At 53.6% G+C, this 25,825-nt stretch carries 24 protein-coding genes; 10 read left to right on the forward strand and 14 right to left on the reverse strand.

Annotated features, from left to right (window positions below):
* Nucleotides 1-283: 283 nt before the first annotated feature.
* From F3J38_RS16375 to F3J38_RS16395, 5 genes are all read right to left on the reverse strand, one after another.
* On the reverse strand, nt 284-1,900 hold the full coding sequence (locus tag F3J38_RS16375) for a rhodanese homology domain-containing protein (RefSeq protein WP_167140148.1): 1,617 nt from the start codon (nt 1,898-1,900) through the stop codon (nt 284-286).
* Nucleotides 1,893-2,483 (reverse strand): cysteine dioxygenase family protein, encoded by a 591-nt coding sequence (locus F3J38_RS16380; RefSeq protein ID WP_167140150.1) that lies wholly within the window; start codon nt 2,481-2,483, stop codon nt 1,893-1,895. Before F3J38_RS16380 ends, F3J38_RS16375 begins: the two co-directional genes overlap by 8 nt.
* The gene (locus tag F3J38_RS16385) at nt 2,480-3,463 is read right to left on the reverse strand and encodes an ABC transporter substrate-binding protein (RefSeq protein WP_167140152.1); all 984 of its coding nucleotides are present in this window, start codon (nt 3,461-3,463) and stop codon (nt 2,480-2,482) included. The genes F3J38_RS16380 and F3J38_RS16385 overlap by 4 nt, the downstream gene beginning before the upstream one ends.
* Entirely contained in the window at nt 3,463-4,551 is a 1,089-nt protein-coding gene (locus F3J38_RS16390; RefSeq protein ID WP_167140154.1) for an LLM class flavin-dependent oxidoreductase, read from the reverse strand. Before F3J38_RS16390 ends, F3J38_RS16385 begins: the two co-directional genes overlap by 1 nt.
* Before the next feature lie 193 nt (nt 4,552-4,744).
* Complete coding sequence (locus F3J38_RS16395; RefSeq protein ID WP_167140156.1) at nt 4,745-5,935, reverse strand: NupC/NupG family nucleoside CNT transporter; 1,191 nt, start codon at nt 5,933-5,935, stop codon at nt 4,745-4,747.
* 368 nt (nt 5,936-6,303) lie between these two features.
* Between F3J38_RS16395 and F3J38_RS16400 the strand changes: the two genes are divergently transcribed.
* Nucleotides 6,304-7,545 (forward strand): Nramp family divalent metal transporter, encoded by a 1,242-nt coding sequence (locus F3J38_RS16400; protein WP_167140158.1) that lies wholly within the window; start codon nt 6,304-6,306, stop codon nt 7,543-7,545.
* Between the two features lie 691 nt (nt 7,546-8,236).
* On the opposite strand, the gene F3J38_RS16405 is transcribed toward F3J38_RS16400, so the two are convergent.
* Together F3J38_RS16405 and mgrA are read right to left on the reverse strand one after the other, a co-directional pair.
* Nucleotides 8,237-8,584 (reverse strand): DUF2502 domain-containing protein, encoded by a 348-nt coding sequence (locus F3J38_RS16405; protein WP_167140160.1) that lies wholly within the window; start codon nt 8,582-8,584, stop codon nt 8,237-8,239.
* A 159-nt stretch (nt 8,585-8,743) separates the two neighbouring features.
* Nucleotides 8,744-9,736 carry an L-glyceraldehyde 3-phosphate reductase gene (gene mgrA, locus F3J38_RS16410; RefSeq protein ID WP_167140162.1) on the reverse strand — a complete coding sequence of 331 codons (993 nt, stop codon included), beginning with the start codon at nt 9,734-9,736 and terminating at the stop codon, nt 8,744-8,746.
* A gap of 213 nt (nt 9,737-9,949) precedes the next feature.
* Between mgrA and F3J38_RS16415 the strand changes: the two genes are divergently transcribed.
* Together F3J38_RS16415 and glk are read left to right on the forward strand one after the other, a co-directional pair.
* Entirely contained in the window at nt 9,950-11,605 is a 1,656-nt protein-coding gene (locus F3J38_RS16415) for an alpha-keto acid decarboxylase family protein (protein WP_167140164.1), read from the forward strand.
* Nucleotides 11,606-11,867: 262 nt separating this feature from the next.
* Nucleotides 11,868-12,833: a glucokinase gene (gene glk / locus F3J38_RS16420; protein WP_167140166.1), complete on the forward strand. Its 966-nt coding sequence runs from the start codon at nt 11,868-11,870 to the stop codon at nt 12,831-12,833.
* A gap of 33 nt (nt 12,834-12,866) precedes the next feature.
* Here glk and F3J38_RS16425 read toward each other — a convergent pair whose 3' ends face one another.
* A complete protein-coding gene (locus tag F3J38_RS16425; protein WP_167140168.1) occupies nt 12,867-13,592 on the reverse strand; it encodes a LytR/AlgR family response regulator transcription factor in 726 nt (241 codons plus the stop codon).
* Nucleotides 13,589-15,280, reverse strand: coding sequence for a sensor histidine kinase (locus F3J38_RS16430; RefSeq protein ID WP_304623129.1), 1,692 nt, complete (start codon nt 15,278-15,280; stop codon nt 13,589-13,591). The genes F3J38_RS16425 and F3J38_RS16430 overlap by 4 nt, the downstream gene beginning before the upstream one ends.
* Before the next feature lie 710 nt (nt 15,281-15,990).
* On the opposite strand from F3J38_RS16430, the gene F3J38_RS16435 reads away from it, so the two are divergent.
* Both F3J38_RS16435 and alaC read left to right on the forward strand, forming a co-directional pair.
* Entirely contained in the window at nt 15,991-16,515 is a 525-nt protein-coding gene (locus F3J38_RS16435) for a GNAT family N-acetyltransferase (RefSeq protein ID WP_167140170.1), read from the forward strand.
* A 117-nt stretch (nt 16,516-16,632) separates the two neighbouring features.
* Nucleotides 16,633-17,868, forward strand: a complete 1,236-nt coding sequence (gene alaC, locus F3J38_RS16440) for an alanine transaminase (protein WP_167140172.1) — start codon at nt 16,633-16,635, stop codon at nt 17,866-17,868.
* A 39-nt stretch (nt 17,869-17,907) separates the two neighbouring features.
* Here alaC and ypdK read toward each other — a convergent pair whose 3' ends face one another.
* The 3 genes from ypdK to F3J38_RS16455 form a co-directional block, all read right to left on the reverse strand.
* On the reverse strand, nt 17,908-17,982 hold the full coding sequence (gene ypdK, locus F3J38_RS28390) for a membrane protein YpdK (protein ID WP_100701370.1): 75 nt from the start codon (nt 17,980-17,982) through the stop codon (nt 17,908-17,910).
* Between the two features lie 202 nt (nt 17,983-18,184).
* Complete coding sequence (locus F3J38_RS16450; RefSeq protein WP_167140174.1) at nt 18,185-19,213, reverse strand: HlyD family secretion protein; 1,029 nt, start codon at nt 19,211-19,213, stop codon at nt 18,185-18,187.
* A 5-nt stretch (nt 19,214-19,218) separates the two neighbouring features.
* A complete protein-coding gene (locus tag F3J38_RS16455; RefSeq protein ID WP_167140176.1) occupies nt 19,219-20,820 on the reverse strand; it encodes an MFS transporter in 1,602 nt (533 codons plus the stop codon).
* Between the two features lie 150 nt (nt 20,821-20,970).
* Between F3J38_RS16455 and F3J38_RS16460 the strand changes: the two genes are divergently transcribed.
* The 4 genes from F3J38_RS16460 (at nt 20,971) to F3J38_RS16475 (ending at nt 23,562) form a co-directional block, all read left to right on the forward strand.
* Complete coding sequence (locus tag F3J38_RS16460; RefSeq protein WP_167140177.1) at nt 20,971-21,756, forward strand: IclR family transcriptional regulator; 786 nt, start codon at nt 20,971-20,973, stop codon at nt 21,754-21,756.
* Between the two features lie 7 nt (nt 21,757-21,763).
* Nucleotides 21,764-22,216, forward strand: a complete 453-nt coding sequence (locus tag F3J38_RS16465) for a universal stress protein (protein WP_167140179.1) — start codon at nt 21,764-21,766, stop codon at nt 22,214-22,216.
* 9 nt (nt 22,217-22,225) lie between these two features.
* Entirely contained in the window at nt 22,226-23,029 is an 804-nt protein-coding gene (locus tag F3J38_RS16470) for a hypothetical protein (RefSeq protein ID WP_167140181.1), read from the forward strand.
* A 251-nt stretch (nt 23,030-23,280) separates the two neighbouring features.
* Complete coding sequence (locus tag F3J38_RS16475) at nt 23,281-23,562, forward strand: putative periplasmic lipoprotein (protein ID WP_167140184.1); 282 nt, start codon at nt 23,281-23,283, stop codon at nt 23,560-23,562.
* Between the two features lie 67 nt (nt 23,563-23,629).
* On the opposite strand, the gene F3J38_RS16480 is transcribed toward F3J38_RS16475, so the two are convergent.
* Nucleotides 23,630-23,779: a hypothetical protein gene (locus F3J38_RS16480; RefSeq protein ID WP_167140186.1), complete on the reverse strand. Its 150-nt coding sequence runs from the start codon at nt 23,777-23,779 to the stop codon at nt 23,630-23,632.
* 282 nt (nt 23,780-24,061) lie between these two features.
* Nucleotides 24,062-25,279, reverse strand: coding sequence for an L-lactate MFS transporter (locus F3J38_RS16485; protein ID WP_167140188.1), 1,218 nt, complete (start codon nt 25,277-25,279; stop codon nt 24,062-24,064).
* Between the two features lie 284 nt (nt 25,280-25,563).
* Here F3J38_RS16485 and F3J38_RS16490 point away from each other — a divergent pair, with 284 nt between their 5' ends.
* On the forward strand, nt 25,564-25,803 hold the full coding sequence (locus F3J38_RS16490; RefSeq protein ID WP_084934546.1) for a hypothetical protein: 240 nt from the start codon (nt 25,564-25,566) through the stop codon (nt 25,801-25,803).
* Nucleotides 25,804-25,825: the final 22 nt, after the last annotated feature.

Consider the following 25,825-nt stretch of genomic DNA (forward strand, 5'->3'; position numbering starts at 1 on the left):
ATTTCTAAACCTAATCCCTTTCAGATATCCATCATTACGTACTTGATTGTGCAATCAATTTCGCTAACTTCTTGTATTTCATGGTAATTTCCGCAGCATCACGTGCCTGATTGCGCGATGGCTCACTTCGCTAGCGTTGCTTGTATGCGACTATGCTCTCCACTGTATCCGGCAGCTGAATGCGCGATAAATCGCACCGCTACTGCGCCCTACGCACTGAGATTTTTCCATCTCAATGGCGCAGTCTTGTAGCGGTGCTATGTATTGTGCAAAGTGTTAGCGATCAAGCGGTTGTAGCTTGCACCTGTGCAGGCAGCACACGGAAACCATGGGTGCCATCGCGATCCAGCTGCGCCACCAAACCATATTCCCAATCGAGATAGGCTTGCATCACACCAGGTTCGATATCAGTGCCTTCATAGGGGCGGCGATAACGGTCAATCGCGGGAGACAGTAGCTGCTGTTCGCCCTGTTCAGTTGGCAGATTAGCCGCGCGCCAGGCAGCATTGCCACCTTCCAGCACGAATACCGGTTTACCGGTTAGCTCCGCTACCTGCTCCACGGCATAACCGGCCAGCAAGCTGCTACCACAGGTCAACACATAGCGTCGCGCATCAGGCAGTACGGCTTTACCCTGCTGTTGCAGCGTTGAGCGCAACAACCAACCCGCACCGGGAATATGGCTGTTGAGGTGGTTGGCTCGGGTGGTAAAGTCCAGCACTTTCGTCTGCCCCTCCGCCAGCCAGTCTGCGAGCTGTTGTGGTGAGATAAATTCCGGCTGTGCGACCGGGGGCACCTGTGGTTTCCAGTGACCGGTTGCATTGAAATCATCCGGCTGCAACTCTTCCAACACCGAAACCTGCCAGCCCAACTGGGCCAGCCAGGAAGCCGTCATGTTGGCGCGCACGCCATCGTCATCCACTAACACAATGCGCGCGCCGCGCACGCTGGCGTAGTGGTCAGTTTCCTGTAACAGTTGTCCGCCGGGGACGTGACGACTGCCCGGCAGGTGACCTGCGGCGTATTCTTCCGCATCACGTACATCAAACAGATAGGTAGTGCGCGACTCTTGCTGCCAGCGCTTCAACGTTGCCAGCAGAATACGCTCTACACCAGCACGATCGGCGGTGTTTCGTGCATGATTTGCCGCCTGGCGCTGCGCCGTTTCGCTGGTTTCGCCGTAGCGACGTGACTGGCCTTTATCCAGCGAATGTCCCGCTAGCGTCCAGCCGATAGTGCCGTTGCGCAGGGCAAAGACCGGATTGCGAATTCCGGCATTCACCAGTGACTGCGTACCAATAATGCTGCGCGTGCGCCCTGCACAGTTAACAATCACCGTGGTCTCTGGCGAGGGGGCAAGATCGCGCACGCGTAATACCAATTCACCGCCAGGCACACTGATGGCACTTGGAATGCTCATCGTCTGATACTCATCAAATCGGCGAGCATCCAGTACCACAACATTGGCATTGCTATTGATTAAGCTGTGCACTTCATCTGCTGACAGCGAAGGTGTCTTATTGTGGTGTTCAACCAACTCACCAAAAGCTTTGCTGGGAGAGTTCACATCAATAAACAGTTCGCCGCCTGCCGCTTGCCAACCGGCTAAGTCATCCTTCAGCAGCGCGACATTGCGGTAGCCGAGAGCAGCGAAACGTTCTGCAGCAGCCTGCGCTAACCCTTCGTCATTGTCATAGAGCGTGATGGCTGTGCTCTGTTGCGGGATGCGATCCAGCAGCTCCAGTTCCAGTTTAGAAAGCGGAATATTGACCGCAAACAAAGGATGACCCGTGGCAAACAACGCTTCGTCACGTACATCAACAATCGCCACTTCTTGCTGCTGACGCAGTGCTTCCAAAATTTCAACCGCCTGGCGGTAAGGGAAAACTGTCTTACTCATGTGATAAGTCCCAAATGTTTGGTAAATAGCGGTTGCTGTAACCAGAGATAAACTGTTTTTCACTGCCGTCTTCGCGATATACCGCACGTTTTACCGCGCCAATATTGGCACCATAAACATGGATACTGATCGATACACGGTCGTCGTAGGCGTTACTGACGCGGTGGATGTCACCGACGGTAGGGGAGACGGCTTCAACGTCGCCGGGGTTAAGTCGTATCGGTGCACCTTCCGGCTGCAAACCCTGTGGACTCGGCTGCCAAGGCTGTGAAATTTCTGCGCCGCGCAACATACCAATCAATCCCCATACACGGTGGTCGTGAATCGGTGTTTGCTGGCCAGGCCCCCACACGAAGCTCACGACGGAAAAGCGCTGTTGGGCATCGACGTAAAGCAGGTACTGCTGATAGTGCTCTGGATGAGGTTGTGTGTAGGCCTCATCCAGCCAGTCGTCATGGCGGATGAGCTCGCCAAGCCAGGCGCTGCCTCGTTGTAAAACGGTGGCCTCGTCGGGCTTTGTATCCAGCAACGTGGCCAAATGACTGACAAAATCGCGTAAACGGTGGTGCTGATAGCCACTCATGATTTGTCCCCCAGTGCATGTTGAGCGATCTGATTAGCCTGAGCAGACAAGCTGAAGTCAAAGGCTTTACTGACATCAACGGCTTTCGGCAACACCTGATAGCGATGGAAGAAGTCAGCAGATTTTTGCAGAGTTGGAATCAGTTGGGCATCAAACACCAGCGGGCGGATACGGGCATCAGCAATCCAACTGCGGGTGATGTTGGTTGGCATATTCAGTGTCTTGCCCAACACGCTGGCAAATTCCTGTGGATGTTGCTGCGCCCAGATTTGCGCTTTCGCCAGGCGGGCTAGCAGGTCGGCAATGGCTTTACGTTTATCGGCATCACTTAACGCCTCGTCACGTGCCAATGCATAAGAATAACCAGACATAATGCCTTTGCCGCCGCCATCAGGTACTCGCACGGTGCCATCGACGGCTGTGGAGGTGGCGATATAGGGTTCCCATGGCGCCCAGGCGGATACGGCGCCTGACGTTAGCGCGGCACGGCCATCGACGGGGTTCAGGAAGCGCATTGTGACGTCATCAGGCTTTAATCCGGCGCGTTCCAGCAGACCTAGCAGCAGATAATGGCCCCAGCCACCTTTATTCACCGCAATCTGTTTGCCTTTCAAATCTTGCAAACGATGAATGCCAGCGTTGGGACGCGTGAGCAGGGCAATACTGTCAGGGTTATTCTGCCAAGCCCCCACGGCCTTGACGGGGGCTCCTGCCGCATAGACAAACAGGAAAGGCAGATCGCCCGTGAAGCCAACGTCGAGCGCCCCGGCATTTAACGCCTCTTGTACCGGTGCACCTGAGTCAAATGCCGTGAGTTTCAGATCGTAGGGCAGGTTGTTAAGTTCGCCAGACGCCTTTAAAGCCGCGAAACGATCGCCTTTAACATCGCCCAGACGCAGCGTGACTTTATCGGCGGCAAAAAGTGGATTGAGCGTGGAGAGCGCCAGCGCAACACCGGTAAAGAGTGCAGCCAGGCGCATCAGGCGCTCCTTTTGTCGGCAGTATTGAGCGCAGCGACTTTTTCGCGCGTCAGTGGGATCAGTTCCTGACCATATTCCACCGCATCATTCAGCGGATCGAAGCCGCGAATCAATACGCTGTGAATGCCGAGGCGATAGTATTCCAACAGTGCGTCGGAAACCTGGTCGGCAGTGCCCACGAGCGCAGTGGAGTTGTAACCACCTTGCACCAGCTTAGCGACACCGGTCCATAGCACTTTGTCCAAGCGATCACCTTCATTGGCGGCCGCCAGCAAACGCTGAGCGCCAACACTTTGTGGTTTAGGCTTGCCGAACGCAAAGCCGGATGCCTGCAACTGCTTCTCAGCCCGTTCGCGGATATGTTCGGCGCGCTCCCAAGCTTCTTTCTCGGTTTTACCGATGATGGGCCGGAACGAGATATTGAAATCAATTTTACGCCCGTGCTGAGCTGCAGCGGCTTGCACGTTGCGTACCGTCTCTTCCGCCCCTTTCAGCGGTTCCCCCCACAAGGCAAACACATCGGCATGACGCGCAGCTACATCAATCGCTTCCTGTGACGATCCGCCAAAGTACACCGGCAGCTTGTTCTGCACGGGCTTGATGGCAGAAAACGCCTGCTCAGCCTGGTAAAAGTTTCCCTTATGATCATAAGGCTGGCTGGATTCCAGACTCTGTCTGAGCACGGTGAGGAACTCGTCACTGCGCGCGTAGCGTTCAGCTTTATTGAGGAAATCGCCATCACGGCGCTGCTCGACATCGCTGCCGCCACTGATGATATGCACCGCCAGACGACCGTCGGTGAGATGATCGAGTGAGGCCAGCTTACGTGCCGCCAGCGTCGGGGCGACAAAACCCGGGCGGTGTGCCAGCAGGAATTTTAGTTTGGAGGTGTGTGCCGCCGCATGCGCGGTGACCAGGAATCCATCCGGCTGATCGGACCAATATCCCACCAGAATGCGGTCAAATCCCGCTTCTTCATGGGCGCGGGCAAAACGCGCGATGTAGTCTTTATCGAACAGCGGACCACTAGCAGGGATGATTTCGGAAGCCAGGCGGTGGCCAATCATGCCAAGAAATTGAATGCTCATACGATTCTCCAGATGTGACGTCATGGAGAAAAACTACGGGCGCAGGCAACCGTGACGGAAATTCAATATTATGCAAAGGTTTTGCGAATGTTGGGGAAGCAGCGGATGGCGGGGGAACTATAGGGTTGAATGTGAGATAGAACAGAAAGGCATAAATAAGAAGAGAAGGGCGAGCCGCAGCTCGCCCGGTACATCAGAAGGCCAGAACCAGACCGGCGATAGCAGCAGAGAGCACACTCACCAGCGTTGAACCGTACAGCAGTTTCAGGCCGAAGCGCGAAACCACGTTACCCTGTTCTTCGTTCAAACCTTTAATCGCACCCGCCACAATCCCGATAGAAGAGAAGTTAGCGAAGGAGACGAGGAACACTGACAGAATGCCTTCCGCATGCGGTGACAGCTGACCGGCAATTTTCTGCAGGTCCATCATCGCCACGAATTCGTTAGAAACCAGCTTGGTCGCCATGATACTGCCTACCTGCAGCGCTTCGCTGGACGGTACGCCCATCACCCACGCAAACGGGTAGAACACATAGCCCAATACACCTTGGAAACTGATGCCGAAGATCAAGTCAAACAGTGCGTTCAGGCCGGAAATCAGGGCAATAAAACCAATCAGCATAGCGGCAACGATGATCGCCACTTTGAAACCGGCGAGGATGTATTCACCCAGCATTTCGAAGAAGCTTTGACCTTTATGCAGGTCTTGCAACTGCAGATCTTCTTCGCTGTCAACGCGGTAAGGGTTAATCAGTGACAACACGATAAAGGTGCTGAACATGTTCAATACCAGCGCAGCCACCACATACTTCGGTTGCAGCATGGTCATATAGGCGCCCACGATGGACATCGACACTGTCGACATCGCCGTAGCGGCCATGGTGTACATACGACGCTGAGACATTTTGCCGAGAATATCTTTATACGCGATGAAGTTTTCTGACTGTCCCAAAATCAGAGAGCTCACGGCATTAAAGGATTCCAGCTTGCCCATTCCGTTCACTTTTGACAGCACGGTACCGATGCCGCGGATAACCCAAGGCAGGATACGGAAATGCTGCAAAATACCGATCAGGGCCGAGATAAACACAATCGGGCACAGAACATTGAGGAAGAAGAACGCCAGGCCTTTGTCGTTCATGTTGCCGAAGACGAAGTTAGTGCCCTCGGCCGCATACTTCAGCAGGTGGTCAAACAGACCCGCAAACCCTTTCACGAAGCCGAGGCCCGCTTCAGAGTTAAGGAAGAACCACGCCAGCAAAACTTCAATCACCAGAAGCTGTACAATGTAGCGAATACGAATACTCTTGCGATCGTGACTGACCAGTAAGGCCAGCACGGCTACCACCGCTAATGCCAAAATAAAGTGCAAAATATGGGACATGTCGGCTCCAAATTTGAGGAGGGTTGTATTTTGTTGCGTATTCTATGTAACGCGTTACTTAAAAACGAGATCAAAACCACATTATAAGTATTCGATATCGACTAATTTCTAAGAAAAGTCTTACCGCTCACAACCTGTTCACAAACTCGTCACAAGAAATATCCACAAAAACATTGTCTATAAAATAACCCAAGAGTAGAGTGATTCCTGTTGCAAACATTTTGGCAAGAACTGGCTTTACCGCAAGGTATAGCAATGGCTATACTTCATAGCACCATCTATTAATACGATAACGAAAATCGAATTCACTTGCCTTGGTGGCTCTGTATTCTGTACGGGTCAACAAGCGTTAGGACAGGGTCCACACTATGTCAGAAAGCCGCACCGCTGAGCGCGCCGCTCGCGGAGCCAGAAAGATTAAACTCGCGTTGCTTGGCCCTGCCTTCATCGCGGCGATTGGTTACATCGATCCCGGTAACTTTGCCACCAATATCCAGGCGGGTGCGGCCTACGGCTACAAGCTGCTTTGGGTGGTGGTCTGGGCCAACGTGATGGCGATGCTGATTCAGCTCATGTCCGCCAAACTGGGTATAGCAACCGGCAAAAATCTTGCCGAGCATATCCGCGATCGTTTTCCGCGTCCTGCCGTGTGGTTCTATTGGGTACAGGCTGAGATCATTGCGATGGCGACCGATCTCGCTGAATTCATTGGTGCGGCGCTGGGGTTCAAATTGTTGCTCGGCATATCGCTGCTGCAAGGTGCAGTGTTAACTGGGGTCGCCACTTACCTGATTTTGATGTTGCAAAACCGCGGGCAGAAACCGTTGGAGCTGGTGATCGGTGGTCTCCTGCTGTTTGTGGCGGCAGCCTATATTGTTGAGCTGTTTTTCTCACAGCCTAAAGTGAGTGAACTGGTCACTGGCATGGCGCTGCCTTCACTGCCGACGTCTGATGCCGTGTTTCTTGCGGCCGGTGTACTGGGTGCCACCATTATGCCGCACGTGATTTACCTGCACTCGGCACTGACGCAACACGGTAACATTGGCAGCAAAGCGGATCGCTACTCGTCAACCAAACTGGATGTGGCGATTGCCATGACCATTGCCGGCTTTGTGAATCTGGCGATGATGGCAACGGCGGCAGCGGCTTTCCACTTTAGCGGTCATACCAGCATTGTGGATCTTGATCAGGCTTATTTGACGCTGCAACCGCTACTCGGTCATGCGGCAGCGATCGTGTTTGGTTTAAGCCTCGTTGCCGCAGGTTTGTCATCTACCGTAGTCGGTACCTTGGCAGGGCAGGTGGTGATGCAGGGCTTTATTCGCTTCCATATTCCGCTGTGGCTGCGTCGCACCATCACCATGCTGCCTTCCTTTATCGTAATTTGGGCCGGATGGGATCCGACGCGCATTTTGGTGATGAGCCAGGTGCTACTCAGTTTTGGTATCGCGCTGGCGCTGATTCCGCTGCTTACCTTTACCGGCAACCGTGAATTGATGGGCGATGAGATGGTGAATTCACGCCTGATGCAGAACGCCGGCCGTTTGATTGTGGTGCTGGTGGTGGCGCTGAATCTCTATTTGCTAGTGGGTGAAGCGCTCGGCTGGTAACTATTCGGTTGGTCAGCACGAAGAAAAGAAAATCCCGGCTATTAAGCCGTAATGCTTGTCAGTTAAGGGGCTCTTCAGATGAGGCTGTCATTTTCTTAAAATGGCAGCCTTTTTTATTATGCGCGGGTGGGCATGTTGGTGCGGGCCACAGCACCTCTGCTGCTGCCGGGCCGTCCTCGCGCCGCTTCGCGGTGCCCTCGGCTACAACGTCGTGCCGGCCGGAACGTTCGGGTACGGCCGTCCTGGCCTACCCGAACTGCCTGTCGCATCCCTGCGCCTGGCTCCTGGCACAACGTCTCCGCCTCAGCGCTGCGAATAGCCCTTGCAGCTTCAGTGGCGCTGTGGCCTCAGACACGGTGCCCTTTGTCGCAGTAAAAACGCTATCTTCTGAGTCATCGCGTCCTTTTCAACAGCGTAAACGGAAATTAGCAAGCAGGCTGGTGCCGCTCAGGGGATGGCATTTCGCAGCGCTGAACGGAATGAGGAAGCCAGGAGAGCCAGCAAGGATGCTGGCGAAAGGTGCAGCTGGGACAGGGAAAGTCCCGTCTGCGCCGGTCCGTCAGGCGGACGAGAGAAGTGAAGGTACCGCGTCAGCGGCGCGAGGACAGCCAGCCCCTGAGCGGCACCAGACTGCGTTATCACCTAATCCTTAACTGACAGGCATTACGGCTATTAAGCCGGGATTTTTGTATTAATGGTGGTGGTGATCATGCCTGTCATCATGGTGATGGTCATGGCGCCAGTGATCACGGCGTTCCCGTTCATGCCAGCGACGTTCGCGCTCACGTTCATAGGCCTGGTGACGACGCCACTCTTCATGACGCCACCAGCGGTGATCATTGTAGCGATAACGCTCATTCCACCAACGTGGCTCACGCCAACGGCCGCCATCCCAATAGTAACCACGACGATCGCGATCGCCGAGATGCAGCGTGACACCCGGAGCCAGCGTGAGGGTGGCACTGTTGGCTTCTGCTGTGTGCATCGCCAGGGGTGAGAGTGTTGCCAGCAAAGCGGCAAACAAAATTGCACGTTTCATAACTTCTCCTTTTCAGTGGCTTATCACTGCCACCGTTGCGCTAGTGTGCCACATCGGACCAGCGATGCCTTGAGAGTGAGTCTGAAAACGTTGAGGTAAATCTGAATTGAGAATTTTCTGCTGCGGAAAATACCCGGCCTGAACCGGGTAGGTAAGCGTTTACACTAAAATGGCCTTAATGGCGCTGATCTCGTCCGGAGTGAGCGTTGGTTGACTCAACATCTCAACGGCATCATCAATTTGCGCGGTTTTACTGGCACCAATTAACACCGAAGTGACGCGCGCATCGCGGAGCACCCAGCTTAGCGCCATTTGCGCCAGCTTTTGCCCACGTTGTTGAGCAATTGCTTGCAGCTTGCGGACTTTTTCCATCTTCTCTTGGGTCAGTTGGCTTTCATTCAGGAACTGGCTGCCACTGGCCGCACGTGAATCCTCAGGAATGCCTTGCAGATAGCGGTCAGTCAGCACGCCACCCGCCAGCGGTGAGAAGGCGATGCAGCCGACGCCATTATCACCCAGCACATCAAGCAAGCCCTGCTCTTCCGGCGCACGTTCGAACATGGAGTATTTAGGCTGATGAATCAGGCAAGGTGTGCCCAGATCGCGCAGAATGGCAATCGCCTCGGCGGCTTTATCCGCCGGGTAGTTGGAAATCGCGGCATACAGCGCTTTGCCCTGACGTACCACCTGATCCAGCGCGCGCATGGTCTCTTCCAGCGGCGTTTCCGGATCGGGACGGTGGTGATAGAAGATATCGACATACTCCAGACCCATGCGCTTCAGGCTCTGATCCAAGCTGGAAATCAGATACTTGCGTGACCCCCAGTCGCCGTAAGGACCGTCCCACATGGTGTAACCAGCTTTGGTGGAGATCACCAATTCATCACGCAGTCCGGCAAAATCTTCACGAAGAATACGGCCAAAATTGGATTCTGCGGACCCTGGAGGTGGCCCGTAGTTGTTGGCAAGGTCGAAGTGCGTGATGCCACGATCAAAAGCATGGCGCAGTAGCTCACGGCTATTATCGACACGGGTACTGTCACCAAAGTTATGCCAGAGACCGAGTGAAATCGCCGGTAATTTCAGGCCGCTTCGGCCACTGCGACGATATTGCATCTGTTGATAACGATCGGGATGGGGAAAAACACTCATACAGCGTTCCTGTCTCAATAAGGGAGAAAGTGACATCAGCATAGCAGTGTATGCGTTTACACTAAGCCGAAACGCGCCGAAGATCGCAACTTACAGAATTTTCTGTCGTCGTAACGATTGCTTTCCACAAATCACCGTGTGCTGATGGTGAAAATCTCGCCAATTCAGCCACATCGCTGATACTTCGATCATCCCCTTAAGAAGGAGCTGTCGATGAAAACCCTCAATGTTGGCGATTATTTACTGCACCGTTTACAGCAAGCTGGCATTCGTCATCTGTTCGGCGTGCCGGGTGATTACAACCTGCAATTTCTCGACAGCGTCATCGCCCACCCCGAGATTGCCTGGGTCGGCTGTGCCAATGAGTTAAATGCGGCCTACGCAGCGGATGGCTATGGCCGTTGCCACGGTGCCGCGGCATTGCTCACCACTTTTGGCGTCGGCGAACTGAGTGCTATCAACGGGATTGCTGGCAGCTATGCGGAATATGTTCCCGTCATTCACATTGTCGGTGCGCCTGCCAGTCGCGCACAACAGCAAGGTGATTGCGTGCATCACTCCCTGGGTGACGGCGACTTCCATCACTTCCTACGTATGGCACAAGAGGTGAGCACCGCCAGCGCGGTGCTGACAGCGGAGAATGCGGTTGAAGAAATTGACCGCGTGATAGCGGAGGCGCTTCACAAGCACCGACCTGGCTATTTGCTGCTGGCGGTGGATGTCGCGGCAACGGAGATTAGGATGCCTGATGCTCAGCCCGCAGCACCTGTCCATCAGGACACCGCCGTTGCGACAGCTTTTGCTGCTGCCGCTGAACGCTTACTGGCTCCTGCACAGCGTGTTGCGTTACTGGCCGATTTCCTTGCTTCGCGCTGGCAATTGCAATCGCCGCTGTTTGCACTTCGTCAACTGCGCGCTATCCCCGCTGCCACGTTACTGATGGGCAAAGGCGTGCTTGATGAACAACAGGCCGGCTATGTTGGCACCTATGCCGCCGAGGGCAGCAGCGATCAGGTGCGCCGTGCTATCGAGGAGACGGACGTAACGTTGTGCGTGGGCGTGCGTTTCACCGATACCTTAACCGCCGGTTTCACCCAGCAATTACCCGCAGAGCGCGTTATCGACCTGCAACCGTTTCACGCCACGGTAGGAGGAGAATGCTTTGCGCCGCTCAGCATGGCGCAGGCTCTCGCCGCATTATTGCCCGTTTATCAACGTCACTGCGCACATTGGGCGCTGGCTGACACCGCATCTTGCGAAGAAATTGAGCAGAACGATGATGCGGTAATCAGTCAGCGCGCATTCTGGCAGGCGATGCAGCGCTTCCTGCAGCCGGGTGATATTATCCTGGCCGACCAAGGCACGGCTGCCTTCGGGGCCGCCGCGCTGCGTTTACCACCGGGAGCACAATTGCTGGTGCAACCGTTATGGGGATCGATTGGCTATACTCTACCGGCGACTTTTGGCGCGCAAACGGCGCAACCCGACCAGCGCGTCATTTTGATTATCGGTGACGGTTCCGCGCAACTGACGATCCAGGAACTGGGCTCCATGCAGCGCGATGGGCAGCAGCCGATTATCTTCCTGATCAATAATGACGGTTATACTGTTGAGCGGGCGATTCACGGTGCTGAACAGCGTTACAATGACATCGCACAGTGGAACTGGACCGCGCTGCCCCATGCGATGAGCGTTCAGTGTGCGGCACAAAGCTGGCGCGTGAGCGAAACGGTGCAGTTAACGGCAGTGATGGAGCAATTAATGCTTAATCGTCGCCTGACGCTAGTGGAAGTGGTGATGGAAAAACAGGATCTGCCGCCGCTGCTGCGCAAGGTGACCGCGGCATTGCATCAGCGCAACGGCGGCTAGAGGATTTTCGTCTCGTTACGTTGGACCAGGCGACGCCCGAAAATCCTGACGTGCTAGTTTTTCGTCCCCGTTTCTCCACGCAAGATGAGGCGGCGCGGCAGTTTCGGAAAGTTGCCTCTATACAGTGAAGCCGCGGATTGTCAGGCTGTGCCACGCACCAGACATGTTTACGCCCATCGTGCTGGTGGGCGTTATTGTTTTATTGGCAGGCTCTTATATAGTGTCCTGCAATTGTTTATGACCCAAGCGGAGCAGCAGAAGAATGACAAAATACGCCCTGGTCGGCGATGTGGGTGGCACCAACGCCCGTCTCGCCCTGTGTGAGGTGGAAACCGGCGCCATCTCCCAGGCCAAAACATTCTCAACATCAGACTACGACAATCTCGAAGCGGTGATTCGTGCTTATCTCGACGAGCAAAAGCTGGACATCAAGCATGCCTGTATCGCCATCGCCTGTCCTATCACCGGTGATTGGGTGGAGATGACCAACCACGATTGGGCATTCTCAACGCGTGAGATGAAAGAACATCTGGCATTCGACAGTCTGGAAATCATCAATGATTTCACCGCCGTGTCGATGGCAATCCCGATGCTGACCGACAATGAAGTGATTCAGTTTGGTGGGAAATCACCGGTAGAGGGCAAACCGATTGCCATTTATGGCGCCGGCACCGGATTGGGCGTCAGCCATCTGGTCCACGTTGATAAACGCTGGATCAGCCTGCCGGGAGAGGGGGGCCACGTTGACTTCGCCCCGAACAGCGAAGAAGAGGGTGAAATCCTTGAAGTGCTGCGTGCTGAACTCGGCCATGTGTCGGCGGAGCGCGTGCTGTCAGGTTCCGGTCTGGTCAATCTGTACCGTGCCATCGTCAAATCAGACCAGCGCGAGCCTGAAAACCTGAAGCCGAAAGACGTGACCGAGCGCGCATTGAAAGACAGCTGTATTGATTGCCGTCGCGCGCTTTCACTGTTTTGCGTAATCATGGGGCGTTTCGGTGGCAACCTGGCGCTTAATCTCGGCACCTTTGGTGGCGTGTACATCGCAGGGGGAATTGTGCCGCGCTTCCTCGACTTCTTCAAAGCTTCCGGCTTCCGTGCCGCCTTTGAAGATAAAGGTCGTTTCCGTGATTATCTGGTCGATATCCCGGTGTATATGATCACGCACGATCAGCCTGGCCTGCTGGGTGCGGGCGCGCATTTGCGTCAGACGCTGGGTCGCGTGCTGTAATTTGTTCCGGCGAGCAGCGTCTTGCTGCTCGCTTTACAACCTCATCAACTGGCGGAACGCCTTCACCTTGCTGCGGCTCACCGGCACTTGCGCATCCAAATCGCGTAGCTTCACCAGATAGGTATTGTTAAACCACGGCTCGATCTCACGAATTTTGCTGAGATTGACGCAATACGAACGATGACAGCGGAAGAAAAGCTGTTCAGGCAAGCGGTTGCAAAACTCTGTGATGGCTACAGACATGACATAAGCTTCGCGCCGCGTATAAACAAACGTCAGTTTTTCATGCGCCTCAACGTAATAGATATCGTTGATATCCGTCACGATAATGCGCTCATCTTTCACCAGATTGACTGTTTGTGGTGCGCTTTGTGGGGTTTGTGGTTGAGTCAGTTGCTGCTGCGCGCTGGCTTCCAGTTTGTTCAACATGGTGATAATGCGCAACTCATGATAGGGCTTGAGGATGTAGTCGAACGCATCCAGTTCAAAAGCATCCACCGCATGCTCCTTCCACGCGGTGATAAACACAATCAACGGCTTGTGCACAAACTGATTGATGTTCTGCGCCAGTAGCATGCCATCCAGCGAGGGGATGTTGATGTCGAGAAAAATGACATCGACGCGATGATTTTGCAGATACTTCAGCACCTCCAGACCATCATCAAAGCAGGCTTCAATGCTGATCTGGCTATGCTGTTGGATCATCCAGCTCAGCTCTTGCTGAGCGAGAAATTCGTCTTCAACGATGATGGCTTTCACGTGGTGGGTTCCGTGATAGGGCTGAGCGGTGCCGCCAAACGCGGTTCACTCTTGCTGAGTGTAAAGGCAATCTCGGTACCTGGTTGATGGCGGATGATGGTTAACCCCTGGCCGGACAGCAGTTTGACGCGATGGTGTACATTCAACAGGCCTATTTTATTCCCCGGCATCTCGTCCCGTGCCACGCGGCCAATAATCTCTTCACTGATGCCTGCGCCCGTGTCCCGCACCGAAACGCGCACGCTGTCTCCTAAATCTTTCACGCTCAGCGTGACCACGCCTTTACCACGACAAGGTTGGATGCCATGCACGATGGCATTTTCCACCAGCGGCTGAATCAGCAAACTGGGCAGTGAAAAGTGCAGATCCTCATCGATGTCATAAATCATCGACAGCTTATCGCCAAAGCGTGCCTGCTCAATGGCGATGTAATCCTTCACCTGCCATAGCTCCTTTTTGATGTCGATAGGCTCGTCATCGTTGAGCTCCAGGTTGTAGCGCAGATAACGAGACAGGTTAATCACTAACTGGCGAGCGGTATCTGGATTAAGGCGAATGGAAGAGGAGATAGCATTCAGTGCGTTGAACAGGAAATGCGGGTTGATCTTACTTTGCAGTGCACGCAACTCGGCTTTATTCGCCATCTCACGTAATTGCTCCGCGCGCGAGACTTCGAGTTGCGTAGAGATGATTTGCGACAGGCCAATCGCCATTTCTTTCAACGAACCAGTAATGCGATGCGCGCGGCGATAATAGATTTTTAATGTGCCTGTCACTTCCCCTTTTTCCCAAAGGGGAATAACCAGCATTGAGTGAATATCTTTAGTGCGGTGCGCTTCATCATTGTTCTTAATGATGATTTTTCCGCTGGCGATAGACTGCGCAGTGGTTGGACTGATGCCGTCATCACCATTCTGATAGTTGTGCTCGCCGTAACCGACGTAAGCCAGAATTTGCTTGGTATTGGTAATGGCAACCGCATCGGCGTGAATATCGCTGCGAATAATCGCGCATACCTGGCGCAAAGACTGGCTATTCACCTGACGAAACAGCGGCAGAGTTTTATTGGCTATCTCCAGGGCTAACTTGGCCTGGCGCGCGGCAATCGCCTCTTTTTCACCCTCCACGCTCTGTACCAGCAGTACAATCAAACCGATACTGGAAGCGCCGAGAATCATTGGCAGGGCGATCTCGGAAACAATGGAAAAGCCCAGCGTCATCGGCCTTGCCCATAGCACAATCAGAACCATGGTGAGGGTTTCGCATAGCATTCCGCCCAGAATGCCGGCACGCCAGCGCTGCTCTTTGCTGACGCGGCGGTTAATGACGCCAGACGCGACCCCGGCGATGATGCTGGTGATCAAACAAGGTACCGCGGTGACGCCATCCATATCGATCAGATAACGGTGAACTCCGGCAATCACGCCAGTGGCAATCCCAACCCAAGGACCAAACAGAATGCCGCCCGACATGACCGCAATCACGCGGACATTCAACAGCGAGCCATCAACGTTGATGCCAGACCAGGTGCTGAACAGGGCAAACAGCGAGAAAATTGCCGTCACTACCACTTTCTCTTTGATCGAATGCTCATCTTTTTGCAACAGCTGACGGAATACCCGCGTGCGGGTAAGGAAGAACAGGCAAATCAGCATCAGCGCAGCGCGGTCAAAAACCGCTAGCAGCATGTCAAAGTGGGAAGGCAAGGGCATCTCTCGGGGTGAACCTGGGTGAGGCTATGATAAAAAATGTGATCGAGATCTACCAGCGCCGCGACACCTGCAAAACGTTTCTCATGGTTTAGATCAATTTTCCAGCGGTTTCAAAACAACAACGCATGCATCTCAAGACCAGAGCGGGCTATCCCAAAAATCAAAGCACCACCAATAGCCTGTCAATTTCCAGGGCATGCTCCGCGCGTTTTTTTAAAACAGCAACGCATGCAGCTCAAGGCCAGAACGGGCCAGCCCGAAGAGCAAAGCGTCCGCGCCAAGGATGGCGCGGCCGATCTGCATGGATGCGTTTTGTCTTTGCGATCGGGCTGGCCCGTTCTGGCCTAGGCACCCAACTCACAGCGACAATTAACCCACAGCGACAATCAACCCACAGCGACAATTAACCCGCAGCGACAATTAACTCACAGCGACAATTAACTCACAGCGACAATCAACCCGCAGCGACAATCAACCCGCAGCGACAATTAACCCACAGCGACAATCAACCCGCAGCGACAATCAACCCGCAGCGACAATCAACCCAGCTCCCTCAATTCTCTTAATTCACCAAAAAGAGGAAATCTTGAGTAACAAAAAGAGGATTAATGAATCCGTGCGCTGAGCGCTGGTTGTCTATGGCCCGGTTTGCTATGTTGCCCTAAGTAAATTCGCGGAGCGCATTAATGCAACTTCTCACCCCTCGGTTAATCCTGACTCGCTTACAACCGGAAGACTGGCAAATCTTTAAAGCAGTACACGAAGATCCCGGCACCATGACCTGGGTGAGTGAAATTCCTGACGAAAACGACATTCGCCAACGCTTTACGGAGCGCCTCGCACCTTGGCAGATCACCAGTTTTCATATGCTCTGCCTGGTAGCACGTCTGCGTGAAACCAATGAACCCATTGGCCTGTTTGGTTGCAGCGCCGAATGGCAGCCTTATCGTCAGGCAGAAGTCGGCTACATGCTTTGCCATCGCTACACCGGAAACGGCTACGGTAGTGAAGCGCTTAAAGCACTGTGCGACTTCTTGCTACAGGCAGAATTTCATAAGCTCAAAGCGCTGGTCATCGAGGGGAATTGGCCATCACGCCGCATTCTGGAAAAGAATGGTTTCGCCTTAGAGGGTACGCTGCGGGATAATTATCTACTAAACGACCAATGGGTGAACGATTGGGTGTTTGGCCGCCTGAATCCGCAAAATTAAAAAAATTTTCTGTTGCTCTCGACAACTCTGTTATCAGCGCGTTATGTTCTTCTTCGGTCACCGCAGTGACCAGCGTCGCTCGGACGGTCCGGGCGCTAACGTAATCCAGAGGACATCATGGCTGATAACAGCACACCCCGTCGTTTCTCGCGTATTGAACGCCTTCCCCCTTATGTATTTAACATTACCGCCGAATTGAAGATGGCTGCGCGTCGGCGCGGCGAAGACATCATCGATTTCTCGATGGGGAACCCAGATGGCCCCACGCCGCCACACATCGTGGAAAAACTCTGCCAGGTGGCACAACGCGAAGACACGCACGGCTATTCAACCTCTAAAGGTATTCCTCGCCTGCGTCGCGCTATCTCACGCTGGTACGCAGATCGCTATCAGGTCGATATCGATCCGGAATCGGAAGCGATTGTCACCATCGGCTCCAAAGAAGGGCTGGCGCACTTGATGCTGGCCACACTGGATCACGGTGACACCGTACTGGTACCAAACCCAAGCTATCCCATTCACATCTACGGAGCGGTCATTGCCGGTGCTCAGGTGCGTTCGGTGCCGTTGGTGGCGGGCGTTGATTTCTTCAATGAGCTGGAACGCGCCATCCGCGAAAGCTATCCGAAACCGAAGATGATGATTCTCGGCTTCCCTTCGAATCCGACTTCACAGTGTGTTGAACTGGACTTTTTCGAGCGCGTGATTGCGCTGGCTAAACAGTACAACGTGCTGGTAATCCACGATCTCGCTTACGCCGACATCACCTACGATGGCTGGAAGGCGCCGTCGATTATGCAGGTGCCAGGCGCGCGTGACGTGGCTGTGGAATTCTTCACCCTGTCGAAAAGCTACAACATGGCGGGTTGGCGTATTGGCTTTATGGTGGGTAACAAAGAGCTGGTGGCTGCACTGGCGCGTATCAAAAGTTACCACGATTACGGCACCTTCACGCCGTTGCAGGTCGCGGCGATTGCGGCATTGGAAGGTGACCAACAATGCGTGCGTGATATCGCAGAGCAGTACAAACGCCGCCGCGATGTGCTGGTGAAAGGTCTGCATGAAGCGGGATGGATGGTCGATCTGCCTAAAGCGTCTATGTACGTCTGGGCAAAAATCCCCGATCACTACGCGCATCTCGGTTCGCTGGAGTTCGCTAAGCTGCTGCTGCAGGAAGCCAAAGTGTGCGTTTCGCCGGGTATTGGTTTCGGTGACTACGGTGATACCCACGTGCGATTTGCCCTGATTGAAAACAGCGATCGCATCCGCCAGGCGGTGCGCGGTATCAAAGCCATGTTCCGAGCGGATGGTATTTTGCCGGGAACCGTGAAAGCGCAGGAAGAAGAAGAGTAAAACTGAGAAGGGCGACTCAGGTCGCCCCACCTGGCAGGATTATTTGAGCATCAGCACGAAAGTGCCTACCCAGATCAACAGGAAGAAAGAAACTCCCATCAAAGCGTATCTCACAAAATGACTCCTCTGAGCGGTTACCATGCTGGTGATCCCAGTCCAGCGTAACCCGAACAGAATAAGAGAAAGGTGAAGTTCATAACCGCTGCACGCTTTCTTCTCAGGTGGTTCCAAGCGAACTCAGAACAGGATCGAGCGCTAATTTACGCGCAATCGATCCGAAAATAAATAGGCCACTTCTGAGAGATTGCTCACATTTTCAGCGCGCTTCAATTTCCGGTATCGCGGACATACCCACACGCAGTTGCGCCAGGTCCGGCTGGTTGGCATCCAGCACGATTTTCACCGGTAAGCGCTGAACCACCTTGGTGTAATTTCCGGTGGCATTGTCCGGCGAAATGGCTGAAAAAGTCGCTCCAGTGGCCGGTGCAATGCTATCAACACGACCGGTAAAGGTCTTGCCGGGCAACGCATCCACTCTTACCACCGCCTTCTGCCCTGGCTGCACATCCGCCAGTTGCGTCTCAAGATAATTGGCCGTGATATAGGTCTGCTGCAATGGCACTACTGCCAGTAAACGTGTACCCGCGCTGACATAGGCACCCAGGCGCACCGAACGCTGTCCGACCATGCCATCTACGGGGGCAACAATGCGCGTGTAAGACAGGTTCAGTTTGGCCTGATCCACACTGGCTTGTGCCGCTGTGACATCGGCTTCCGCCTGACGCACTGCCGCCTGCAACACACCTACCTGCTTCATCGCCGCCGCCACTGCCGCTTCACTCTGACGCACTGCCGCAGAGGCTGAGCGCTGGGTTGAACTCGCTTTCTGCTGTTCATCGGCGGCAATGGTGCCACTTTTATACAGTTGGTTGTAACGCGCAGCGCTCTGACCTGCGTACTGTGCCGATGCCTGGCTGGCCGCGAGGGTCGCCTTCGCTTCATCAATGGTGGATTGCTGCTGTTCCAACTGGGCCACACTGCTTAACCGTTTGGCGTCACTCACTTGCAGATTCGCCAGTGCGGTTTCCAGCGCGACACGGTAATCGCGGTCATCCAGCGTGGCCAGTAGTTCGCCGGCTTTCACGCGTTGGTTATCTTGCACATTGACGCTGGCCACATAGCCAGAGACTTTCGGGGCGACCAGGGTGTAGTCCGCGTTGACATAGGCATCATCCGTGCGATGGTCATTGCCGGTCATTGATGACCAAACAAAAAAGGCCATTGCCAGCAACACGATTAATAGGGCGCTCAGCAGCACCGTTCTTTTAAGAGCAAAAGCTTGCATATCAATTATCTCGATGTCGTCGTAACAGGTTGAATCAGGGTTTGCGGCGGCCAAACACGTTTCGGCAGCCAGGCCGTCAGCAGCAGCAACAGGGCGGCAAAAGCAATCAGCATCTGATAGCAATCACTCAAGCTCAGCACCATCGCTTGATGTTTCAGTAAGGTGGCGAAACCGCTAAGGTTTTCCGCGCTGCTGGCGCTGCCATCAGGCAATAAAGGGAAACTACTGCTGGATTGTGCGCTGGAAGGGGCGGTCATCAGCCATGGGCGGCTGGCGGCACTCCCCACCAGAATATTGGAGTGAAACTGTTCGCGGTGGCTGATAAACCACTCCACTAAGGTGCTGGCGGCAATACTGGAAAATCCACGAACGGTGTTGAACATGGCTGAAGCGAAGGGGCCTTCGGGGGGCGCCACGACGCTGGTGGCACTCATCAATACCGGCAAAATCACCATCGGCTGACCAAACGCCTGCAAGATCTGGATTAACCAGAAGTTTTGCCGAGCCCAATCAGTGGTGATCTGCATCCCCATCAAACAGGAGATGACCAGTAGCATCACGCCTGCGGTCAGCATCCAGCGGCAATCTATCCAGCGCAGATTCAGCAGTGCAGCCACCAGCGGAGCGATCAGTAATTGCGGCAAGCCGATGGTCAAGGCCAGCGGCGCAAATTGCAGCGTGCGGAATCCCTCTACCTGGCCGAGATAGGCAGACGGCAGTGCCGAGCCGGACAGGGCCAGAATCAATACGCCCGCCAGTGCCAGTAAACCGTGCGTCAAATTATGCCGACGCAGCATCTGTAATTTGAACAGCGGCAATGGGTGAAACCATTCATTAATAAAGAACACAGTCAGCAATGCGAGAGCACTGAATAATAGCGCGGCAAACAGCGGTGAGCTGAGCCAGTCAAGGCGTTCACCTTGCGTCAGCGCCAGAATCATCAGCGCCATACCAGAGCAACCGGTCAACATGCCAAACAGGTCAATTTGCTTAAAGCGTTCGAAGCGCAGGGGATCTTGTGGCAGGCCCCAGCCAATCAGCAGCATCGCGATCATCATGGCGGGGATAACTTGCCAAAACACAAACATCCAACTGACTTCGTCGGTCCAGAATGCGGCCAGTGTCGCGGCAAGATTGGGGCCAAAGGTGGCGGTCAGCGCGTAGGCACCTAAGCCATATAGTTTGATCGGCGGTGGCAGAAAGCGCAGGGCGACCGTCATTAACAGCGGCGGTAATGCGCCACCGAAGAGGCCCTGAATCACCCGCAGCGCAATAAACAGTGGCGCATTGGGCAACAGCGGCAGTAATAGGCCGCTCAGCATAAAACCGGCCGAAACCGCGAGGGCAAAGCGGCGCAGAGAAAAGGTCACGGCAAACCAAGGCGCGATCATCATGGCGGCCACTTCCGCGGCTTGATAGGCGGATATAATCCAACTGCCCTGATCGTAGCTGATGCCGATGGCGGCACGAATATCCGCTAGCGCGATATCGGTTACGCGGTCATTTAATCCGGAGGTGAGCGCAGCAATCAGCACGCCAACCAATCCCAGCGCGAGGCGCAGAGTAAACGGATGGGGTGCCGGAGCCGCAACTGGCTGGGCGTTCATAGCAGGCTTCTCGTTTTAATATTGATGCAGTGTATTGCGATGTGATACATGTCGCATCTTACATCTCGGTATGATGTATTGCAATGTGATACAGGGTGTAAAAGTGCGGTCATTCGCGCTAAAGTAGGGCAGGCCAAAAAGGAACGCACAATGGTTGAACTTCCCTCAAGCCGTGAGGATGAAAAAGCGGGTGGCATCCAAGTCATCGCGCGTGCGGCAAAAATTCTGAATGCACTGGGTGAACATCCGGGCGGTATGAGTTTGGGCGAAATTGCCCAAGTGGTGGATTTGCCTCGTTCAACCGTGCAGCGCATTATCGCCGCGCTGGACAGCGCTCAACTGGTGCGTAGTACTGGCGCAGGCGGTTTACGTCTCGGTCCGGCGCTGCTGAAGTTGATCTCTAGCGTGCACAGTGATGTGGTTGAGATAGTGCGTCCTTTCCTTGAACAACTCTCGGCAGATATCAATGAAACGGTTTCTCTGGCACGCGCAAGCGGGACACAGCTCGCGATTGTGCATTATGTAGTGGCGTCGCGTGAATTACGCGTTGTGCCGCGCATTGGGTTGAATCTGCCGCTTTACAGCACGTCGGGCGGCCGCGCACTGTTGGCGCTGGAGAGTGATGACGATGTGCGAGTGATGGTCGGTGAAGCTTATAAAGAGCTGACCGAAATGACGGTGAAAACGCTGCCGCAACTGCTAGAGCTGATCGCGGAAGTGCGCATCAGCGGTCTGGCTATTGATCGCGGTGAAACTCTGGAAGGTATTTCCACCATGGCGGTGGCGATCGACACCTTGTTTGGTCGATTCTCTATTTCGCTGCTGGTGCCGACCGCGCGTTTCCATAAACAGGAAGCGCGCTATCGTGAGGAAATCTTGAAGTGCAAAGAGGCGCTGATTCGCGAAATTGGCAAAATGACCGCTGTGGAAGGATAACCAACTGATGAAAACCCTGCTGATGGCCATTGATAACTCTCCGGTGGCAGAAAAAGTGATCGCATTAACGATCGAACAAGCCTTGGCACAACACGCGCAGGTGACGGTATTGTGCTGTGTCGATCCGGCCTATTCATCCTGCAATCAACCGATCGAAATTGATGCAGGAGAAGATCCTGACGATTTTGTGGCCGCTAAAGATGAGCAAAACACGGCGGAAATGGTAGTGCGCCATGCATTGGCTCCCATTTTACGTGCTGGCGTCACGGCGAAAGGTTTGATTCTTGCCGGTGAAGCTGCGGAAACCATTGTGGCGCAATCTAATCTGCTCAAAGCCAGCATGATAATCATGGGGCGCCGCCACCTGTCGCCTTTTAATCGGCTGCTGAAAGGCTCGGTCAGCGCAGCAGTGATTGAGCGCGCCAACTGCCCTGTATTGATTGACGTTCGCAAGGATTAATAACGCTCCATGCTCTCGCTTTTCCCTATTACGCTAGCGGCCTTTGTGCTGCTGGCGATCATTATTATTGTGTTGGTCCGCACTATGTCACTGCGCTTATGGCAGGGTGTTATTCTTTTTCTGTTGCCGTTGGTGTTGGCAAACCTACTGTGGTTCAGCTGGCTGCATCCTCGCCAGGAGCGACAAGCGCTGGCGCAGGAAGTCACGACCCAATTGAGCCTCGCCCCCGGTTACCGCCTGCTGAAAACCCAAGAGCCAGCCCTGTGGCAACTCCTCCATCGTGAATTGCTCCACAAGCGCATGGAAGGGGTTCCCGCTGAGCAGGCTCTGGGTGAAATGCGTGGTTGGTTGATGGATCTCGTCAACCAACGCATGGCGCGTGCTGATGATGAGACGCTGGTGAATTATCTGCGTGTTTCCGTTGAGGAAATGCAGGCGTTGAAGCAGCCTGAGCCTCAGCGCTGTTTCCGCTTCCTCTATCCTCAGGTTAATGGCGGCATTAACTTGCAGCAGGTGCTGTCACCTGAACTTTATCAGCGTGATGCCCAGGCGCTTGATCAGTTGTTGCAACAAAGCACCGGCAACGACATGCCGATCGATCAGGCTCTGGCGCAGCGCGATTTGCAAAGCATTGTCGAAAAACTTTACGGCAAATGGGGAGATAAGCTACAGCAGCTCAACATGCCAGCGGATACCGCCGTGGATCGTAGTGCTATGTGCGCCATGTCTATTGACCTCTACAGCGGTATTCTCGCATTGCCTGCCAAACAAGCGGCCAATCTTTTACGTAAGATGGTCAGCTTAACCGGTTAACCGGCAAAAAAAGCCCGCTCAGCGCGGGCACAAAGGTCACTATCCGTTTCTTTCTTCTGGGTATAACCTGGTGTGGTGCAGACTTCGTTTCGTCTGGATGCATCATCTCATTACCACTTAGATAAGAAAAACCGTTTGGTTTTATCAATTTGATTGGTAAAAACTTTGCATGTTTGCGTATTTCGCGCCTGTTTCCTATAGATGCGCACGATGCTGCCTTTTAGACTGCAGCATCTAATGAGGACACCCTAATGAAGAAAATGCTTATTAGCGCAATGGCGCTTTTTATGCTGGCCGGTTGTGGCGTCAGCAAACCCGGCGGATTTGAACGTGTTGATGAAGATACCAGCTCAAATACCGTACAGTATCGCTATGATCCGCAGAAATTGAATAAAGACGCGATGGAACTAGATTTAGCGAGTTATTGTAATCAGCGTGGATTCGATAAAGTGGAATCGCTTCCTGCTCAGGACAGCCATTTGCCGGGATTAAAGAAAGCCTGGTACCAATGTAATTATGCAGTGAAGAGCTAAAAAAATAGGGCGGGATAAATTCCCGCCCTTTTTATTTCTTATTATTTGCTGTGTGTGCTTTGCCCAATTACCAGTGACGTCCGTGGTAGCCGCGGTCGTGATGCCAGCCGCCACCGTGGCCCCAGCCGGGGCCGCGCCCATATCCATCATGAACAATACAGCCACTCAACATGGTCATGATGGCAACAACCGAAGCAACCTTAATTAACTTATTCATGGAGAGTCCTCCTCTTTTCCAATGAACTCAGATTACTGTGGAAAAGTGGAGTGAAGATGCAGTGAATGTAGAGTTATTTCTGGATCTATTACCAGATATGTCAATTAAAGGCTAAAAAATTCAGGAGGGGAAATAAACCAATCAGATAAAGCTGAATGCCTGTTGATAATACCGCGAATAATCTGAAATGCAATGTTAAATAACAGTCATTCTCAATAAGGAACTATTTATGCAGAAATTGTGGAGAAAGAGGATGCCGCTTTCTCACGGCATCCAACAAACTTAATTATGCAGCAAAGGCTCGCTGACGTTTTGACGATTTGGCAGACGAATGCTGAGGGACAGCACCAGAGAAATCACCAGCAATGTCATGATGAGACTGAAGGTCACGGTAAACCCACCGAACACGGAAGCCACCAACGAACCCATGACGCTGCCAATGCCGAAACCAAGGTAGATCAGGCCATAATTTTTGGTGAGATTGTTGAGCCCAAAGAAGTCACTCACCAGTGAAGGGAACACGGTGATCGTGCCGCCAAAGCTGAAGGCGACGCAGGCCAGAGAGAGGAAGAAGGAGGTTTCATTCATGCGGGTGAACAACAGAATGCTCATCCCGACCAGTGAGACGATCTGTGCCAGAGAAATCACGCGAATGCGCGCTATCTTATCTGACAGCACGCCCAGAATCAGACGACCACTCAGGTTTGCAATCGCAATGATGGTGACGGCGTTTGCGGCGGTTTGCGTTGACAGATGCACCATGCCCTCGCCGATATCCTTTGCCACCCCAATGACATACAAACCACTCATACAGGCGGTGAGGAACATCAGTGCCAGCATCCAATATTGTGGCAAACGCACCGACTGTGCCAGGGTGTAATCTTTCGCCTGTGTCTGCATGTTGCCGCTTGCCTGCTGTACCGGCGCGTCTCGCATCATCAGTGCGCCTACAATGATCATCGTCATCGCCAGAACACCCCAGATCATAAAGGTGTTTTCCAGACCATAATTCGTCAGCAGTGCCCCACAGATAAACTTGAAGCCGAGGCTGCCTAAACCGTAGGCACCAATTGAACAGGCTGATATCAGCCCCTTGCGCTCTGGGAACCATTTCACGCAGTTAGACAGCGTCATCAGATAACCCGCACCGTCTGCCAGACCGACCAAAATCCCGGCACTGAGATAAAGCATCATCAGATTATCGGCGTGAGCCGTAAGCCAGAAGCCAACAGCCATTAATACGCCCGCACCAATGGTGACGTTACGGACGCCAAAACGTTCCTGCAACTTACCCGCCAATGAGGAGGCAATCGCCAACCCTAAGCTGAGCAAACCAAAGGAGAAAGCGACCTGACTGATCGGCGCATCGAGTTTGTGCGCCAGTTGGCCATTAAACAGGCTCCAGGTGTAAACCGAACCCAGTGCAAATTGGGTGATAATGGTGCCGATAAGAGTAAGCATGCGGGTACGCTGATACTGCGCAGTGATTGCTGTTTTCATTTTTATCTCTCCCCTTAGGGAATACGGAATCTGCAGCCATCATATGTTCCTCACGCGCGTGCAGGGTGGGAGAGGGCGTGAATAGCCCGGACGGTGGAATGAAATGCAGCGAAACGGGTATGAATGGCATTGCGTGATGAGATTTAAGCGTAGCGAAAAGATGTCATTTAAAGCGTAGCGGTTGCCATGCGTAAATATGTGTAACCAAGCGTGATAACCAGGGCCGTTTCTCTGCAAGATTGCAGATTTTTGCCAGGATTAAAGCTCACTCAACGGGAGGAAATATGAAAGACCGAGCATATGAATCCGCATCCAACGAGGATGAAGTTTGCTGCATCATCGGTCAGGCGGTGATCGAGTTAAGCGATGAGCATCAGCCTGTGAATAAATCCACACTGTCGCTGAAATTACTGGCTATGGCCGATCGCGATAGAGATGATGAACGCGTTCTGCTTTACTGGATTGCCAGAAAAGCCATCAATCAACCTCACCAGCTCAATATCGGTGTTCAGGGCTGGCGATAGAGGAAAAAAGAGCGGGCGCAAT

This window comes from Candidatus Pantoea formicae (assembly GCF_011752625.1).
In the GTDB taxonomy this organism is placed as follows: domain Bacteria; phylum Pseudomonadota; class Gammaproteobacteria; order Enterobacterales; family Enterobacteriaceae; genus Pantoea; species Pantoea formicae.

Coding starts and splice junctions, on each gene's coding strand:
- F3J38_RS16450 (WP_167140174.1), bottom strand. CDS start 19,213: ATGCAAGCTTTTGCTCTTAAAAGAACGGTGCTGCTGAGCGCCCTATTA.
- F3J38_RS16400 (WP_167140158.1), top strand. CDS start 6,304: ATGTCAGAAAGCCGCACCGCTGAGCGCGCCGCTCGCGGAGCCAGAAAG.
- F3J38_RS16485 (WP_167140188.1), bottom strand. CDS start 25,279: ATGAAAACAGCAATCACTGCGCAGTATCAGCGTACCCGCATGCTTACT.
- F3J38_RS16460 (WP_167140177.1), top strand. CDS start 20,971: ATGGTTGAACTTCCCTCAAGCCGTGAGGATGAAAAAGCGGGTGGCATC.
- F3J38_RS16435 (WP_167140170.1), top strand. CDS start 15,991: ATGCAACTTCTCACCCCTCGGTTAATCCTGACTCGCTTACAACCGGAA.
- F3J38_RS16375 (WP_167140148.1), bottom strand. CDS start 1,900: ATGAGTAAGACAGTTTTCCCTTACCGCCAGGCGGTTGAAATTTTGGAA.
- alaC (WP_167140172.1), top strand. CDS start 16,633: ATGGCTGATAACAGCACACCCCGTCGTTTCTCGCGTATTGAACGCCTT.
- F3J38_RS16490 (WP_084934546.1), top strand. CDS start 25,564: ATGAAAGACCGAGCATATGAATCCGCATCCAACGAGGATGAAGTTTGC.
- F3J38_RS16415 (WP_167140164.1), top strand. CDS start 9,950: ATGAAAACCCTCAATGTTGGCGATTATTTACTGCACCGTTTACAGCAA.
- F3J38_RS16475 (WP_167140184.1), top strand. CDS start 23,281: ATGAAGAAAATGCTTATTAGCGCAATGGCGCTTTTTATGCTGGCCGGT.
- F3J38_RS16465 (WP_167140179.1), top strand. CDS start 21,764: ATGAAAACCCTGCTGATGGCCATTGATAACTCTCCGGTGGCAGAAAAA.
- F3J38_RS16430 (WP_304623129.1), bottom strand. CDS start 15,280: ATGCTGCTAGCGGTTTTTGACCGCGCTGCGCTGATGCTGATTTGCCTG.
- F3J38_RS16395 (WP_167140156.1), bottom strand. CDS start 5,935: ATGTCCCATATTTTGCACTTTATTTTGGCATTAGCGGTGGTAGCCGTG.
- F3J38_RS16470 (WP_167140181.1), top strand. CDS start 22,226: ATGCTCTCGCTTTTCCCTATTACGCTAGCGGCCTTTGTGCTGCTGGCG.
- F3J38_RS16390 (WP_167140154.1), bottom strand. CDS start 4,551: ATGAGCATTCAATTTCTTGGCATGATTGGCCACCGCCTGGCTTCCGAA.
- glk (WP_167140166.1), top strand. CDS start 11,868: ATGACAAAATACGCCCTGGTCGGCGATGTGGGTGGCACCAACGCCCGT.
- F3J38_RS16385 (WP_167140152.1), bottom strand. CDS start 3,463: ATGCGCCTGGCTGCACTCTTTACCGGTGTTGCGCTGGCGCTCTCCACG.
- F3J38_RS16380 (WP_167140150.1), bottom strand. CDS start 2,483: ATGAGTGGCTATCAGCACCACCGTTTACGCGATTTTGTCAGTCATTTG.
- F3J38_RS16455 (WP_167140176.1), bottom strand. CDS start 20,820: ATGAACGCCCAGCCAGTTGCGGCTCCGGCACCCCATCCGTTTACTCTG.
- mgrA (WP_167140162.1), bottom strand. CDS start 9,736: ATGAGTGTTTTTCCCCATCCCGATCGTTATCAACAGATGCAATATCGT.
- F3J38_RS16480 (WP_167140186.1), bottom strand. CDS start 23,779: ATGAATAAGTTAATTAAGGTTGCTTCGGTTGTTGCCATCATGACCATG.
- F3J38_RS16405 (WP_167140160.1), bottom strand. CDS start 8,584: ATGAAACGTGCAATTTTGTTTGCCGCTTTGCTGGCAACACTCTCACCC.